The organism is Zhouia spongiae, assembly GCF_022760175.1.
GTDB classification, from domain to species: domain Bacteria; phylum Bacteroidota; class Bacteroidia; order Flavobacteriales; family Flavobacteriaceae; genus Zhouia; species Zhouia spongiae.
The window spans coordinates 320,241-336,274 of record NZ_CP094326.1 but is presented as its reverse complement, the minus strand read 5'-3'; the positions used below and the strand labels follow the sequence as shown (position 1 = coordinate 336,274).

Below are 16,034 nucleotides of genomic sequence, written 5' to 3'. Positions count from 1 at the left end.
ATTTGGATGGTTTAGAGCACGGACAATTGATATCCATGCTCTACTTGTTAGTTTTTTTATTGCTTTTCAAAAGTATCTGTAGATACGTCTTTTCTCTGTTCACCGTACTCTTGTGAAGAAACTAAAATCAATTTATTTCCACTAACACTATAAGTATACTCATATACATCGTCATCTTCATTTTCATATTTATATGTAATAACCAATTCATTGCCCTCCATTACATACGTTCCATGAAAGACATCTTTATCTTGAGGATCTTCGCTTGAGGGGTAATACTCAGTATTTACTACAGAGTTATCATTTTTAAACTCAAACTCTTCATAATATTCATTTAAATCTTTTTCATTCTCACTTGTTTTATTTTCACCTTCAAAATGCTCTGTAATACTTTTGACCATTTTCCACTTCCCGATAATCGGATCCTGTCCACCGTTATCGTCATCACTGCTACAAGAGGTTAGGGGCATTACAACTATCATTAAGCATAAGTACATTAGTTTTTTCATAATAAATAAAAAATTAAAATTTAGTTTATGGTGCGGTTTGTTCATTTAACCCTTCTCAAAAGTCCACACCTTTACCTTTTGGGAATGCTTTTTAATTAACAGTATGCAGTATACAGTCGGCAGTCTCCAGTCTCCAGTATGCAGTTGGCAGTCTCCAATATGCAAATGGTATGTTGCGTGTATCTGCTGTTAATTTTATTTTTATACATTTCGTTTATTACCTAAATCTATTCTCGTTTTTAAATTCATATTCATGACTCGTCCCTTTAATTCCCCCAGGGAGGATATATTGCATGTTCACAGTGTAATTACCATAGCGCATAAACAGGTAATCGGCGTCTAAAAATTGTAAAGCCGTACCGGAAGGGCTTACGTTCCCGTCTATCCAATCGTTCAATATCTGCGACCGCAAGTCTGTCCAGTCCTGTTTATAAATCAATGGCAGGTTATAGTAATACGGAAAATTCCTAAGCAACCAGTTTTGGTTTACATTATATTGCACACTTGTTAGATAATGGGCAACAATTGGTACTGCCTTTTTAGGCGGAATGCCATATTGAGCTTCTTCCCGGGTTATGATCTTGTAATTATTGCCCAGCGGATATTGCCCGTACAATGGAGGGCTCATGTCCTTCTTGTAATAATCGTCGGTAAGGGTTGCTGTTACTTCTACCAAAGATTTATTTTCGGTATATTCATTTCCGGTAAGTTCGGCCAGGTCGAAAGCTTCTTCACTTTGTGCCTGATTGGCAAGAAAAATAACATCGGAATAGATCTTTCCCCAATTGGTATCGGTAGTGTTGATATTCCTGACCTTTTGTTTAAACGTATTGTATTTGCTTGTAGCGAAATCGTATGCAAGCCGTTCAATCTCTCCCTCTTTCACCACAGCATCTGCTGTATTTTGCCTCACTTCAACACTATTGTCATCATCTATAGATGTGGTCCGGTAATTATCATTTCTGTCGTTTGCTGTTCCGGATGCTTTTGTGCGACTGGTTATAGATAACCGGTATTTGGCATTATTGCTGAGGTTTGGCAACTGGTAGTACACTTTGTTATCTCCGGTATTGTAATTGAACTGCGCCGGGATCTCAACTCCTGTTTCATCGACAAAGACAATTCCAGTGGTCCATTCAGACAGGTTGAACAGGTAGTCCTGTCCTCTGAGCAGTTGAATATATCCTTTGTCGTATTCATTTTTCATGAAATATCTCTGTTCGAGTACGGGGTAGGCATACCGGATATTATGCAACGGGATAACCGTTGGAGCTTCGCCGGTAGTAAAGCCGCGTATTTCAGTTTCAATAGCTTTTTGCCCGTCGACCATAATGGTCTCGAACACTCCGTTCTTTCTTTCCCGGAAGCTCACTTCTACTTCTACCTGTAGTTGTTGGTGTGGCGGAAGGATATCGGTAGATACAAAAGTAGCCCTGTCGTTATTAACTCCCCACTCAAGGGTTCCGGGAATTTCTTTTCCATCGTGCAGTATCCTGTATTTTTCGAGTACGATCTTATAGGTCTTGTCGCCATCATCTTCAGGGATCACAATAGGCTCATTCACTTTCATACTGAAGGTGGCCTGTGGAGCTGCAAAGACATCAACATCGCCGCTACCGTCTTTTGGGGTAACGTCGGTAATGATCTTCATCCCTCCAAGTGGGGAAGCATCGATAAATTCGCATTCTTCGCCTATGGTGAGTTTAAACCGGAATTTCCCTTTTACCAGTCCGCCAAGTAAATTGAAATGCCCGCCTACGTATCCTCTCATCCAGACAGGATTAGGGGCTTTTGCTTGTAACAGTACGGCAGCACCTCCTTTGATGATAGGGATCTTCTTGCGGACAAAGAAAAGTTTCAGGTTTATACCTAGTTCCCCCTGTAAGTACGCATACGATTGCCCGTTGGCATACCAGCCGTTAATACCGATCTGGTCGCCACCACGGTTGGCACATGCTGCTTCGCCATAGTCCTTAAGCATAATATCGAATCCCATACCGGCCTGAAAACGGGCATAGAGGATCAGGAAATTCAGGTCGCCCGTATCAAGTGAGAAATCAGCTCCGAAGGCAAATCCACGGCCTTCACCCAAGGCATTTTCATCGCGCATATAGTCGAGTGTTTGCACATCTTCACCCAGTATTTCAGCAACGATCGGTGGAGGAGGCGGGCTACCAGGAATGTGATCGCCGATCATAAAATATCCTCCGGATTCCACCCTGAACGATCCGACGCCGATCTTAAGTCCCAGCCTGTCTGTTGGTGTCCCCATATGGATATACCATTCACCCGGGGCAAAATGTAATACTGCCCATCCGGCCCGTCCCTTGCTGGCACGACCCTGTACTGCACCGCCGGCTACATTTACATATACGTCGAGTTCGCCGTGCAGGGTTGAGTTCTCGAAATCATATTCAATTCCCATGGTGGCTTCTACACCTACTTTGTCCGGTACCGGAGGGAAGTTCAATTCTGCTTTGTCTAGAAATGGTTTGGTAAGTTTATTTTTTTCGGTAAGATTATCTACCGTATCGCCCATATAATCATTCAGGGAACCTGCATGATTCTTTACTTCATCCATAAGGCCGTTCATTTTTCCGGCAAATGGAAGTTCGGCCATAAATTTTGCCTGTCCGTACAATCCCATTCTCGATATTCCGCCATGTTTGTTGAACAGGATCTCAAATCCGGCACCTCCGTCGAGGACACCACTGGAACCTACATAAAACAATATCATGGCCTTAACACCGAGTCCCATATTTTCATTAGGGGCATAGGCCAATTTACCGGTACCTTGCAGATCTCTTTCTTCAATCTCGTTATCTGAATAATATGCCGTTGAAAAGGCAGAACTGAATCCTTTGCGTTTCATTTTGTAATAAGCCCCACCGCCAAATCCTTTAGGGGCAATAATTCCCGGGCTTCCCGGAGGGGCAAGATCATCTATCATGGCATCAAAATACCAATACCTGTATCCGTCGGTCTTACCAAAAATACCGGAGGATTTAATCGTTATCTCTCCGAGCGACTTAAATTTGGCTTCGAGGCTGGCGGCAAAACCATCTCCGTATTCCGGATCGTCCTGCATTAACAGTAAGCGACCATCAAAAGAGAAGCCGCCCATATTGGCCGCCACATAGATCTCTTGTATGTCCAGTCCGTCAAACACCCATTTTTGTTTTTGATCCTCTTCGACATTTTCAGCTAGGATCCCCAACGTCGTTTCCGCCCCGAAACCGGCTCCGTCCATGAGGTTTATTCTCAGGTCGAACCAGAGGGCAGCGCGATTATCCTGAGCCGAGATGTTGATATTGGCAATGGATACCGGGAAGTTGGCAAATTTCACTTCATCGCTGTAACCGAGATAGCCGACTGAAAAGACAGGATTTTCGGTTTGCAATACAAGATTTTGGAATTCGATGCCTTTAAACTGAACCGTGGCATCCTTTTTTTTATCGGTTGTGGTTGGAGGTGTAGTTTCCAGATTCTTTTTTTGATTGGCATTAATGGCCAACCTACCGTGAAGTGTTGCCTTGGGCCTGAACTGGCTTTCTATTACCTTAAGCTCAATGCTGCTATTGGGATCCAATTGCCCTTCTGCGGATAAAAAACCAAAATCAACAATCGAGTCATTAATTACCTTTAAGCCATATTCTTCTTCCGAGAAATATCCGCCATAGCGTAAACCAACCGTACCTGATTTGTTGATGTCATCTGATACGGGGAGCAGTACCCTGCCGTTAAATCCGGCTGCGATAAGGTGATTGGCGGCCAGATCGACCTCAATATGGTCCAATGAAATTGCCCAGGCCTTATTTTCGTTGGTCCTTCCTTCTTCTAAAGTGAACAGGTTATCGGCATAGAATGATCCGGACAATCCATAAGAATCGAGAATGAACTGATGGGCCCCGAGGGCGATCCGCTGTCTGTTCTTTATGGTTTCTTTGGTTTTAAACTCTTCCGGAAGCCTTACTTCCAATGTTTCTATGTAAATCCCTTTCCACGTATTTTTATCAGGCATTAACAATCCGTTGTCGTGGTAATACTCGGGAAAGTGTACATTGGATGAATTTCTCAGGTCACTAAAATCCAATACGGCTTCGTTCAGGTAGAATTGCATGTTCCCATTGTAGTTGTCGCCATTTCTTTTTTTAGCACGTACGAAAGGTTGCAATGATATGTCCACCAGAATATCACTCCAGCTATCAACAACAATATTAAAATCGCCTCTTACCCTGTTTGGGACACTGATGGTTTTGCTTCCTTCTTCGGTATAGACCCGGCGTTTGATCGTAGTGATGTTCTCGTGTACTTTCCCGTCTTTTTCAATAGGGATGAGCATATTTCTGGAGAATTCTACAGATCCGTTCAGTGCAAGGTTCTTCACTCCGCTGCAATCGATAGTTACATAGGTAAGATGCCTTGTATTTCCCGAACGATAGCTGAAACCTCCATTTAATTGCAAAAGCCAATTTCCTCCGTTGAATGGGATAGGGACATCTCCTAATAGAACCAATTTGGCATCGCCAATAATACCTCCCTGATGAGATAATTTTACATTGTCCGCACCAAAGAATAGTTCTATCGGACGGCCTTCTTTATCTGATTGCTGAATTTTAACCCTTGCAAATACCGTTAGGATGGTATGATCCGGATTAATTTCAGCCTCTGTGATCCCTATGGCATATTCTACATTTTCAGTTTGGTATTTAACCCCCACAGGCAAGGTAACAATATCCTCATTAGAAAATTCGTCGACCCAATGTTGCTGTTCTTCAATTTTGGCAAATGATCCTTTAGCTGCGAGTTGTTGACTGTTGGTCAGGGAATCGACAGTATATGTGTTTTGAATGTATTCCCAACTGAACTCCGGGGCATTAGGAATATAATTGCCGGTATTGTCTGATTCCGGGAATTTTTGTTCCAATGCTTTTAAAAATGTAGTGGAAACTGTCGATCCGTATTCATGTATGGAAACTTCCTCTTGCTTACTTACAATGCTTTTCCCTTTATTGCCGGTACCGTTATGAACCAACGAATCCTTAACGTTCTTATCTGGAAATAAGAAGTTATTTGGAAATGGATAAGAATTAGTATAACTAAGGAATACTAATAAAAGTAGAAATCTACGCATAAGCGGGCCGGGTCATTTCTGTTAATTGTTTTAGCTTTTAATCGATGATTTGATTATGTTTATCGATACAAAAATAAACTTTTACGAATATTTTCACATTGTTTTTGTAAGAATAATTGAGTTTTTCGACGAAAAACATAGTTTTTTATAAGGAAAAAAGTTCATACATGTTCTCGTAATTATACTTTTTTACAGATAAAATGTTAGAGTTATTAATAAAAGTATATGAATGATATTCAGATTATGCTCTATAATTGAAGAAGGTATGAGTGTAAATGGTTGTATCCGTATTCTATGCAGGCGATTAAATGAATAAGTCAAACTGTTTCAGATCCCTCATGTTTGTATGATTTAATAGTGATGGGGGAGTAGTTGAGGTATGGATGCAGTTTCCGGGCTTATGATTCCTTTTGTAGATATGAATATGGGAACGGGAACAGGTGTGGGATTGCCCATAGTGAATATGATACAACTTACAATATCTAAATTTGTGAATGGCTTTCTGCTAAAACGGTACACTTTTATAGCTTGCCTGCTGAAGCAGAATGGGGATATACTTGCAGGGCGGGTTCGGAGAGTGCCTGTTCATTCGGCAATGACTATTCTTTAATGGGTGAGTATGCCTGGTACGATTGTAACAGTGTCGGAAAGTATCATATAGCAGGGCGAAAACCTAAAGCATGGAAGAAAAGAAGGGGTTTAAGGATGTAGCTTGTAAGCCGAATATCACGATCTTTGAATGGCCGGGTATGAAAAGGAATAAAACTAAAAGACCGGCTAATGATATTATTAGCCGGCCTCCTTAAGTTTATGATGATATCTGTTACTGATTCATTGTCAGCAAAAATTCTTCGTTGTTTTGCGTTTGTTTTATTCTTCCTTCCATGAATTCCATAGCTTCTACAGGGTTCATGTCTGCAAGATACTTGCGCATAATCCACATGCGTTGTATCGAAGTTTCGTCCAGGAGTAAATCGTCCCGACGCGTTGAGGAAGATATAAGGTCGATAGCAGGGAAGATTCTTCTGTTGGCAATTCTTCTGTCCAATTGAAGCTCCATGTTACCTGTTCCTTTGAATTCTTCAAAAATAACTTCGTCCATTTTTGAGCCTGTCTCTACCAGAGCAGTCGCTATAATGGTTAATGAACCACCGCCTTCAATATTTCTTGCAGCACCGAAGAAACGTTTTGGCTTGTGAAGCGCATTGGCGTCTACACCACCACTAAGTACTTTGCCTGATGCAGGTTGTACCGTGTTATAGGCACGAGCCAGTCGGGTAATGGAATCGAGAAGTATTACTACGTCATGACCGCACTCAACCAGGCGTTTTGCTTTTTCGAGTACGATATTGGCAACTTTAACATGACGCTCGGCAGGTTCATCGAAGGTAGAAGAGATAACTTCGCCTTTTACATTTCGCTGCATATCGGTAACCTCTTCCGGACGTTCGTCGATCAGGAGGATGAGTTGGTATACTTCAGGATGATTTGCAGCAATGGCATTGGCAATATCTTTAAGAAGCATTGTCTTACCAGTTTTAGGCTGGGAAACGATCATTCCACGTTGTCCTTTACCGATAGGTGAAAATAAATCCACAATTCTGGTAGATATTGTACTTTGTTTGTCTGCGATATTGAATTTTTCCTGAGGGAATAATGGTGTTAAGTGCTCAAAAGAAACTCTGTCGCGAACAACCTGAGGATCCAGGCCGTTGATCTTGCTTACCTTTATTAATGGAAAGTATTTTTCGCCTTCTTTCGGAGGTCTGATACTTCCTTTTACGGTATCGCCGGTTTTTAATCCGAACAGCCTTATTTGCGACTGAGAAACATAGATGTCATCGGGAGAAGACAGGTAGTTGTAATCGCTGCTGCGTAAAAATCCGTACCCATCCTGCATAATATCTAAGACCCCTTCACTTTCAACAATACCGTCAAATTCAAAATCAGGGTCGCGGTAACGTTGTTTCTTGTCTTTGTCAAAGTTATCACGGTCTTGGTTCTGATGTGGTTGTTTTTTGTGTTGCTGCTGAGGTTGGGGTTTGTTTTTCTGGTCTTGAGGTTTGTTTTTTTGGTCCTGGGGCTTGTTTTTTTGATCCTGAGGTTTTTCCCTTTTCTTCAGGGGCTCTTTTTTCCCCTGTTGAGGTTTATGGGGATGCTCTTTCCTTTCTTCTGCTTTCACGACAGGAGTGTCATTTTTATCAATATCAGCACTTATTTCTCTGGGCTGTTTCTGAGAAGCCTCATTAGATGGAGAATCTTCCCGGGGAGTGTCTTTTTTATTGTTGTCTGCTAAACGTGTTGCCGTATTTTTTTTAACGCGGGTACGTTTTTTACGCTCATTTGGAGCCGTGGTTGTTCTGGCAGGCTTATTTTCATTAGATGAAGATTCCTTGCTTACTGCTTCTGGGCTAGATGCCTGCACATCGAGTATCTGGTAAATAAGGTCGTCTTTCTTTAAAGACCTGTATTTACTAATACCAGCTACTTTTGCAATCTCATGTAACTCGGCAAGTTTCTTTGCTTTTAAATCCGAAATATCAAACATGTAAACTAATATGAATTATTGGTTCGAGGTAATAATTATCAAAAAAATGATGAATATGATTTATTCGATGTACAAAAGTGTTTCGTAATGTACTAATTGTGAATTGTTACCGCAATATTACAAATTAATTTTAAAAAACAAACACTGTTTTTAAAAAAGAACTGTTATTTTTGCCGGAGAGTTAAGAAAATGATACAGAGAGTACAAACATTATATCTTTTTATAGTATTACTCGCAAGCGGAGTATTGCCTTTTTTCCTGAATCTGTGGACTGATGCAAAAGGGATAGAGGTGTATGCTGCAAATGAGATACTATATAGTAGTTTGTTTGTTGCATCGGCAGTTTTGGCTGTTATAAGTATTTTTGCTTACAAGAAAAGAAAAAATCAATTTGTATTGAACAGGTTGAACATGATATTAAACCTTTTTTTACTAGGATTTTTCGTTTATCGATCGCTAAGTTTATCCGGAGAAACTGTTGTTTCTGAGAAGGGTATTGGGATGCTTCTCCCCATTGTTTCTATCGTTTTATTAGTGTTAGCCAATAGAGCCATTAAGAAGGACGAAGATCTTGTAAAATCTGTTGATCGGTTACGATAAACCTAACATCTTAGTAATATTAGTGCGTAGAAAAGTCCGGAGCCATTTCCGGGCTTTTTTAGTTATGGGCATTTCCCAACGCCGTTGGGTCGCGCTTTTCACTATATCTTTTTCCTCATTTCATTCAGTAAAAGGATGTCGTTGCAATCGCTAACGCTATTTAAGGTTAAAGCTAGAGGCTGTTAATGGGCAACTCGTGTTTGGTTTATAGAAAAGAGAGAAGAGAAATGAGCTATAGGTTTGACTATAAAAAAACAAGTATCCTTCTTGAGAGATTATTCTGAGGATAGTTAGAGCAGGGCCAGGGGCATTGCGATTAAATGTCGAAAGCAGGGGTAAGAGTACCGGATTTTTTAATCCAGATCTTTTAAGCTCAAACCGAAACAAAAAACTAACAATTATTGTTACCAAGTAGTCAAATAATCTTGTTATGTAAGGTTGAACTATGGATTACTGTCTTCGTATAAATGCAAAAATTTTAATTGTTTAGCTATTGAACATGTTCAGACCTTTCAGGCATTCAAGCGTTCAATTCAAAACCAACGACCAAACTCTTATTTCCTTTTCTCTAATTCAATAATCTCCAGATCCTTGATCTGATCTTTGTCAATAACGAAACGGAGCATGGTCCTGACGCTGTGAAACCCATGCTTGCCGGCTGCACCCGGGTTCATATGTAATAAATCCAGTTTTTTATCCCACATTACTTTTAGTATATGCGAATGTCCGCAAATAAATAATTTGGGAGGGTTTTTTAAGATATTCTCTTTAATTCTACGGTCATATCTTCCCGGATAACCACCAATATGGGTAATCCACACATCTACCCCCTCACACATAAAACGGTTGTTTTCCGGAAACTCTAACCGGGCTTTGTCGTTATCTATATTTCCATAAACAGCTTTCAGAGGTTTTATGGCTTTTATGGCGTCGGTAACTTTCAAGTCGCCTATATCCCCCGCATGCCATACTTCGTCGGCTTGTTTTACATATTTCAGTATTTGTTCATCGATATGGCTGTGGGTGTCAGAGAGGAGGAGTATTCTTGTCATTATCGGGCTTTATTGCCAAAGGTAAATAGATTTTGGTATCACTGCCAATATTCAAACTCTAAAAACAAATTCAAAACCCCACACCCATCTTTATCTTTTCCAAAGATCCAAATTTAGGGAAAGATGATGTCAGGGGATATTTTACTCCTGCACTCATTTCTAACCCACTACTTATAGCTTCCGACTTCGTACTTCTAACTTTCATCGTATCTTTGCCTTCTGAAACAGAAAAATAAATTCTTTTGAGATATTTTATAGAATTCTCATACAATGGCAAAAATTACCATGGATGGCAAATTCAGCCGAATGGAATCACAGTACAGGAAACTATAGAGAAGGCATTATCGACCCTTTTAAGAAGGGAAATTAAAATTGTAGGTGCGGGAAGAACAGATACAGGTGTACATGCAAAACAAATGTTTGCCCACTTTGATGTGGAAGAAAGTTTAGAAGAAGATTTGCTCGTAAAGAAGATGAATTCTTTTTTATCGGCCGATATTGCTATTCGTCGCCTGTTTAGGGTGAAAGATGATGCACATACCCGTTTTGATGCTACGGCCAGAACCTATGAATATTGGATAACTTTAGAAAAGAACCCGTTCCTGACCGATGCAGCCTGTTATTTAAAATATGATTTAGATGTGGAAAAGATGAATCAGGCGGCAGCGCTGTTAACCGAGTATAAAGATTTTCAGTGTTTTTCAAAGTCAAATACAGACGTAAAGACATATTTGTGCGATGTTGGGGAAGCGTATTGGAGGTATGATGGAGAGAAGTTGATTTTTACAATTACAGCAGATCGTTTTTTACGCAATATGGTTCGAGCTGTTGTGGGTACACTATTGGAAGTCGGAAAAGGAAAGATTTCTAAAGAGGATGTTAAAAAAATCATAGAAAGTAAAAATAGAAGCAATGCAGGGGTATCAGTTCCTGCGCATGGTTTATATTTGATGAAGGTAAAATATCCAACCTCAATTACAGATAGATAGATGAGTAAAGATACAGCAAAAGCTTTCGATTTTTCGCTATTTAGTCGTTTAATGAAACACTCTAAACCCTACAGGGCTATTTTTTACGGAGTGGCATTAGCAGCTATTTTACTTTCAGGTTTTGCGGTGGCCAGACCTTATTTACTCATGATTACCGTAGATGATTATGTCGTAACTAAGGACCAGCATGGCTTATTGATATTCTCATTATTGATGATTGGGTTGCTGTTTTTTGAAGTGATATGCCAGTTGTTGTTTGTTTATTATGCAAACTTGTTAGGCCAGTCAATCATCAGGGATATCAGGGTAAAATTGTTTAATCATTTACTCAGTTTTAAGATGAAGTATTACGATAATTCATCTGTAGGAGTGTTGGTAACCAGGGCGGTAAGTGATATCGAACGAATTGCAGCCATTTTTAGTGATGGACTTTTTATGATTATCAGCGATCTTCTTAAAATGACCGTTGTTGCAGGAGTAATGCTATATTCAGACTGGAAGATGGCCCTGATTGTATTTGCGGTAATGCCAATTATTCTGTATGCTACCCGATTGTTCCAGAAAGCAATGAAAGTTGCGTTTATCGAGGTTAGAGCGCAGGTATCTCAATTAAATTCTTTTGTACAGGAACGACTGTCCGGAATGAAAATAGTGCAGTTGTTTGTAAGGGAAGAAGAAGAGTATAACCGATTTAAAAAGATCAATGAAAAACATCAGAATGCCTGGTTGAAAACGGTGTGGTACAACTCTATATTTTTTCCGGTAGCAGAACTCATGTCATCCATTACAATAGGACTTATCGTCTGGTATGCGGTATTGCAGGATGCTCAGCAATCGTCTTTTACGCCGGGAGTTATCTTTATGTTTATCCAGCTGACACAAATGTTATTCAGGCCATTACGCCAGATTGCCGATAAGTTTAATACGTTGCAGATGGGAATGGTTGCAGCCAACAGGGTTTTTGATATTCTGGATACAAACAGCAAAATAGAGGATAAGGGTGATGTAGAAAAGAGTACGGTAAAAGGAGATGTCGCTTTTAAAGATGTTCATTTTGGTTATCTTGAAGAAGAAGAAGTGCTTCACGGTATCTCTTTTGAAGCCAGGGCAGGTCAGACCATAGCCATCGTTGGTGCAACAGGAGCCGGAAAATCGACTATTATCAACCTGTTGAATCGCTTTTACGATATTAACTCCGGAGAAATTACGGTAGATGGTGAGTCCGTTAAAAATTATACGTTATCATCTTTACGTAAGCATATAGCGATTGTTTTACAAGACGTATTTCTTTTTGCCGATACCATATTCAATAATATAACCTTAAAGAATCCTGCGATTACGGAAGAGGATGTTGTTTCGGCGGCAAAACAAATAGGAATCCATGATTTTATAATGAGCCTGCCCGGTAATTATCACTATAACGTAAAGGAAAGGGGAGGTATGTTGTCTAGTGGGCAGAGGCAATTAATTGCATTCCTGAGGGCCTACGTTAGTAATCCGAGTATATTGGTATTGGATGAGGCTACATCTTCCGTAGATTCATATTCGGAAGAATTAATCCGGAAAGCAACTAAAAAAATTACCGAAGGAAGAACCTCGATTATTATAGCACACAGGTTGGCGACAGTTAAAAAAGCAGATAAAATTCTGGTGATGGACTCGGGGAAAATAGTGGAAGAAGGAACGCATAAGGAACTTTTAAAGATTGAAGGGGGGTATTACCGGAATCTCTATGAAGTTCAGTTCATGCAAGAGGAGGTTGCCTAAGTCAGATCGCGGGTGATTGTATTTGCTAATTCCGACAGGTCTTTAAATAAAACGAACTCTCCGTTTTTTATATATGAAATCTGTCCGGTCTCTTCGCTTACTACAAGAGCCAAGGCATCGGTTTTTTCGGTAATACCAACAGCAGCTCTGTGCCGTAATCCGAAACGCAGCGGAATATTTCTTTCGTTTGAAACGGGCAGTATAACCCGGGTGGCGACTACATAATTGTCTTGTATAATAGCAGCACCATCGTGAAGGGGACTATTCTTGAAGAAAATACTTTCAAGTATCGGAGCCGTAATTTCGATATTCATTTTATCGCCCGATCCCTTTACAAAGTCTAATGAGTTATTGCGTTCAAGAACAATAATTGCCCCGGTTTTCGTTGCTCCCATTTTTTCACATGCAGCTAAAATGGCATTCACATCCGTGTTGGTAGTCAGCTGTTTATTTTTTAAGAACTTGAAGTGTTTAACAAAAGCCCGTTTGCTTGCGAAGTTGGTAGAACCGACCATGAGCAGAAATTTCCTGATTTCCTGTTGGAAAACAACAATAAGAGCAAACACTCCACCGCTTATAAAAGCGCCAAAAATGTTACTCAGGAGCTCCATTTGTAATGCTTTGGTCAATAGCCAGATAAGGTACACGATAATGATGCCTATCAGGATATTGATGGCTACAGTGCCTTTTACCAGTTTGTAGACGTAGTAAAAAAGAAATGCCACCAATACAATATCGATGATGTCTATAAGTTTGAAATCTAAGAAGTCAAGAAAATCCAAAGGCTTTGTCTTTTATGTAAAAATAGAAAAATTAGTTTTCATCCTGCAAACCATATTTAAGCATTCATCTGATTAAATATTTTTACGGTCTCTACAGCCTCTTTTACATCGTGTACTCTCAGCATCCGGGCTCCTTTCATTAACGATATGGTGTTTATTACCGAAGTTCCGTTTAAAGCCTCTTCAGGAGTTGTTTCAAGCAACTTGTAGATCATAGACTTTCTACTGACTCCGATCAATACGGGGATGTCTAAAATATTCAAAAGCTCAAGTTTTTGCAACACTTCATAGTTTTGTTCTAACGTCTTGGCAAACCCAAATCCGGGATCGATCATCAGGTCGTTTATGCCATGAAAACGCGCTTCCGAAACCTTTTCGGAAAAGTAAAATATCATTTCCTTTAAGAGGTCTTCGTAATCGGTGTGTTTTTGCATGTCCTGTGGCGTGTGCTTCATGTGCATCATAATATACGGAACCTGTAACCTGCCAACAGTCTGCATCATTTCTTTGTCAAGGCTTCCTGCCGATATGTCGTTTACAATGCTCGCACCGGCCTTGATGTTTTCTTCTGCGACTACACTCCTGAATGTATCTATCGAAATATGAATTTCCGGAAAGTGTTTTATGATCAATTCGGTAACAGGGATACTTCTTTTTAATTCTTCCTGAACAGACACAGCTCTCGCTCCGGGTCTGGAACTATAAGCTCCCAGATCAATAAAATGAGCACCATCCTGAAGCATTTTTTCAACTCTGGAAAGGATTTCCGATTCATTTTTGTATTTTCCACCATCGTAAAAAGAATCGGGAGTGATATTTAGGATGCCCATCACTTTGGGTGATGACAGATCTATTAATTTGCCATTGCAATTTATGGTCATTTTTTAAAGATTTTACGGTGTTTATCCGAATACTTAAGAAAACGCTAAAAACAGGAACTTTAAACCCTGAGCTTTGAACAATTAAAAATTTTACGCGAAATTTACGCAAATTTGAATCAACCGCATGAACAATACGTCAAAACAGTACGATGAAGTAATTGAAACTTGTCGTGATTTGTTTATAAAAAAGATGAAAGATTATGGAAGTGCCTGGAGAATCCTCAGGCTTCCGTCTCTTACAGATCAGATTTTTATAAAAGCACAACGCATTCGAAGCCTTCAGGAAAATGAAGTCAGAAAAGTAGATGAGGATGAATACCCTGAGTTTATCGGTATTATTAATTATTCAATTATGGCTCTTGTACAGCTTGAAAAAGGGGTGGTAGACCAACCTGATCTTCCGGTAGATGAGGCTATAGCATGTTATGACCACCATGTAAAGGTGACCAAAGAGCTGATGGAGAATAAAAATCATGATTATGGGGAGGCCTGGAGAGATCTTCGCATAAGTTCGCTTACTGATTTAATACTTCAAAAAATACTTCGCGTAAAGCAAATAGAAGACAATAAAGGCAAAACACTGGTTAGTGAGGGGATAGATGCTAACTACCAGGATATGATTAATTATGCTGTTTTTGCTTTAATTCATTTAAATGAAAATAAATTATAATGAAAATATTAGTTGCTGTTTCCCGAATTTTAGTAGGCTTTCTGTTTATTATTAGTGGACTTATAAAATTGAATGATCCGGTGGGATTCTCGTTTAAACTCGAAGAATATTTTAGTCCCGGGGTTCTGAATTTAGATTTTCTTACACCATATGCTCTGGCGATCGCGATCGTTTTGGTTATATTCGAGACGTTGCTGGGGGTGATGCTTTTATTAGGGTATAAACAAAAGTTTACCGTCTGGAGCTTGTTGGTAATGATCGTATTCTTTTCCTTCCTGACATTCTATTCTGCGTATTTTAATAAAGTAACTGATTGCGGTTGTTTCGGCGATGCCATAAAACTTACCCCGTGGGAGTCCTTTTCTAAAGATGTGGTTTTGTTGATCTTAATATTGATCTTATTTTTCGGATACAAACATATAAAGCCATTCCCTTCTGTTAGAATCGCTCACTGGGGTTCGGTAATTACATTGCTTTTTTGTGTTTGGTTTGCCAGGCATGTGTACAGCCATTTGCCCAGTGTCGATTTTCGTCCGTATAAAATAGGGGTAAATATAGAAGAAGGGATGAGTATGCCGGATGATGCACCTCAACCCGTTTTTGAATATGCATGGAAGTTCAATATTGACGGGGAAGAAAAGACTATTACCACGAATGGTGACTATCCGAGTGTTGACGGAGATTTTATTGATGTTGAAACAACAGAGGTTCAAAAAGGGTATGAGCCGCCTATTCACGATTTTACCATGGAAAGGGAAGGGGTAGACCACACTTCTGAAATTATGGGATGGGATAAAGTGATAGTCATTGTTACCCGTGATATACTGAAAGCTAATGATAATGGTCTGTCAAAAATGAAACCCTTAGCAGATCAGGCTAAGGAAAAAGGATATAAAGTAATCGGTATGTCGGCCTCTAATAAAGAACAACTGGCTCCTTTTAAAGAGAAGTATGAGCTTGATTTTGATTTTTATTTTTGCGATCTGACAACACTGAAAACCATAGTACGATCGAATCCGGGAGTTTTAGAACTTAATAAAGGAACGATCGTTAAGAAGCTGCACTTTAACGATGTTGAAAAACTGTTTAATGATTAGAATTC

The 16,034-nt window shown here is 39.7% G+C and carries 12 protein-coding genes; 6 read left to right on the top strand and 6 right to left on the bottom strand.

Going from position 1 to position 16,034, the window contains the following annotated elements:
- Positions 1-56: 56 nt before the first annotated feature.
- Both MQE36_RS01580 and MQE36_RS01575 read right to left on the bottom strand, forming a co-directional pair.
- A complete protein-coding gene (locus tag MQE36_RS01580) occupies positions 57-470 on the bottom strand; it encodes a lipocalin-like domain-containing protein (RefSeq protein WP_242937452.1) in 414 nt (137 codons plus the stop codon).
- A gap of 256 nt (positions 471-726) precedes the next feature.
- The gene (locus MQE36_RS01575; RefSeq protein WP_242937451.1) at positions 727-5,643 is read right to left on the bottom strand and encodes a hypothetical protein; all 4,917 of its coding nucleotides are present in this window, start codon (positions 5,641-5,643) and stop codon (positions 727-729) included.
- A gap of 680 nt (positions 5,644-6,323) precedes the next feature.
- On the opposite strand from MQE36_RS01575, the gene MQE36_RS16960 reads away from it, so the two are divergent.
- The gene (locus tag MQE36_RS16960; protein WP_278286598.1) at positions 6,324-6,449 is read left to right on the top strand and encodes a hypothetical protein; all 126 of its coding nucleotides are present in this window, start codon (positions 6,324-6,326) and stop codon (positions 6,447-6,449) included.
- A 17-nt stretch (positions 6,450-6,466) separates the two neighbouring features.
- Here MQE36_RS16960 and rho read toward each other — a convergent pair whose 3' ends face one another.
- Positions 6,467-8,191 carry a transcription termination factor Rho gene (gene rho / locus MQE36_RS01570; RefSeq protein WP_242937450.1) on the bottom strand — a complete coding sequence of 575 codons (1,725 nt, stop codon included), beginning with the start codon at positions 8,189-8,191 and terminating at the stop codon, positions 6,467-6,469.
- A gap of 189 nt (positions 8,192-8,380) precedes the next feature.
- On the opposite strand from rho, the gene MQE36_RS01565 reads away from it, so the two are divergent.
- The gene (locus tag MQE36_RS01565) at positions 8,381-8,791 is read left to right on the top strand and encodes a DUF4293 domain-containing protein (RefSeq protein WP_242937449.1); all 411 of its coding nucleotides are present in this window, start codon (positions 8,381-8,383) and stop codon (positions 8,789-8,791) included.
- Positions 8,792-9,345: 554 nt separating this feature from the next.
- Here MQE36_RS01565 and MQE36_RS01560 read toward each other — a convergent pair.
- Positions 9,346-9,843 carry a metallophosphoesterase family protein gene (locus MQE36_RS01560; protein ID WP_242937448.1) on the bottom strand — a complete coding sequence of 166 codons (498 nt, stop codon included), beginning with the start codon at positions 9,841-9,843 and terminating at the stop codon, positions 9,346-9,348.
- A gap of 242 nt (positions 9,844-10,085) precedes the next feature.
- Here MQE36_RS01560 and truA point away from each other — a divergent pair, with 242 nt between their 5' ends.
- Both truA and MQE36_RS01550 read left to right on the top strand, forming a co-directional pair.
- The gene (gene truA / locus MQE36_RS01555; RefSeq protein ID WP_242937447.1) at positions 10,086-10,832 is read left to right on the top strand and encodes a tRNA pseudouridine(38-40) synthase TruA; all 747 of its coding nucleotides are present in this window, start codon (positions 10,086-10,088) and stop codon (positions 10,830-10,832) included.
- Positions 10,833-12,599, top strand: coding sequence for an ABC transporter ATP-binding protein (locus MQE36_RS01550; RefSeq protein WP_242937446.1), 1,767 nt, complete (start codon positions 10,833-10,835; stop codon positions 12,597-12,599).
- Here the strand turns inward: MQE36_RS01550 and cdaA are convergent.
- Complete coding sequence (cdaA, locus tag MQE36_RS01545; RefSeq protein WP_242937445.1) at positions 12,596-13,381, bottom strand: diadenylate cyclase CdaA; 786 nt, start codon at positions 13,379-13,381, stop codon at positions 12,596-12,598. The two genes, MQE36_RS01550 and cdaA, sit on opposite strands and share 4 nt — an antisense overlap.
- A 56-nt stretch (positions 13,382-13,437) precedes the next feature.
- Positions 13,438-14,262 carry a dihydropteroate synthase gene (folP, locus tag MQE36_RS01540; protein WP_242937444.1) on the bottom strand — a complete coding sequence of 275 codons (825 nt, stop codon included), beginning with the start codon at positions 14,260-14,262 and terminating at the stop codon, positions 13,438-13,440.
- A 124-nt stretch (positions 14,263-14,386) separates the two neighbouring features.
- On the opposite strand from folP, the gene MQE36_RS01535 reads away from it, so the two are divergent.
- Positions 14,387-14,932, top strand: a complete 546-nt coding sequence (locus MQE36_RS01535) for a DUF1599 domain-containing protein (protein ID WP_242937443.1) — start codon at positions 14,387-14,389, stop codon at positions 14,930-14,932.
- Positions 14,932-16,029: a BT_3928 family protein gene (locus MQE36_RS01530; protein WP_242937442.1), complete on the top strand. Its 1,098-nt coding sequence runs from the start codon at positions 14,932-14,934 to the stop codon at positions 16,027-16,029. The genes MQE36_RS01535 and MQE36_RS01530 overlap by 1 nt, the downstream gene beginning before the upstream one ends.
- Positions 16,030-16,034: the final 5 nt, after the last annotated feature.

Bases quoted from the DNA above. Each gene is read 5' to 3' on its own strand.
- MQE36_RS01580 (WP_242937452.1), bottom strand. From the start codon at position 470: ATGCCCCTAACCTCTTGTAGCAGTGATGACGATAACGGTGGACAGGAT.
- MQE36_RS01575 (WP_242937451.1), bottom strand. From the start codon at position 5,643: ATGCGTAGATTTCTACTTTTATTAGTATTCCTTAGTTATACTAATTCT.
- MQE36_RS16960 (WP_278286598.1), top strand. From the start codon at position 6,324: ATGGAAGAAAAGAAGGGGTTTAAGGATGTAGCTTGTAAGCCGAATATC.
- rho (WP_242937450.1), bottom strand. From the start codon at position 8,191: ATGTTTGATATTTCGGATTTAAAAGCAAAGAAACTTGCCGAGTTACAT.
- MQE36_RS01565 (WP_242937449.1), top strand. From the start codon at position 8,381: ATGATACAGAGAGTACAAACATTATATCTTTTTATAGTATTACTCGCA.
- MQE36_RS01560 (WP_242937448.1), bottom strand. From the start codon at position 9,843: ATGACAAGAATACTCCTCCTCTCTGACACCCACAGCCATATCGATGAA.
- MQE36_RS01550 (WP_242937446.1), top strand. From the start codon at position 10,833: ATGAGTAAAGATACAGCAAAAGCTTTCGATTTTTCGCTATTTAGTCGT.
- folP (WP_242937444.1), bottom strand. From the start codon at position 14,262: ATGACCATAAATTGCAATGGCAAATTAATAGATCTGTCATCACCCAAA.
- MQE36_RS01535 (WP_242937443.1), top strand. From the start codon at position 14,387: ATGAACAATACGTCAAAACAGTACGATGAAGTAATTGAAACTTGTCGT.
- MQE36_RS01530 (WP_242937442.1), top strand. From the start codon at position 14,932: ATGAAAATATTAGTTGCTGTTTCCCGAATTTTAGTAGGCTTTCTGTTT.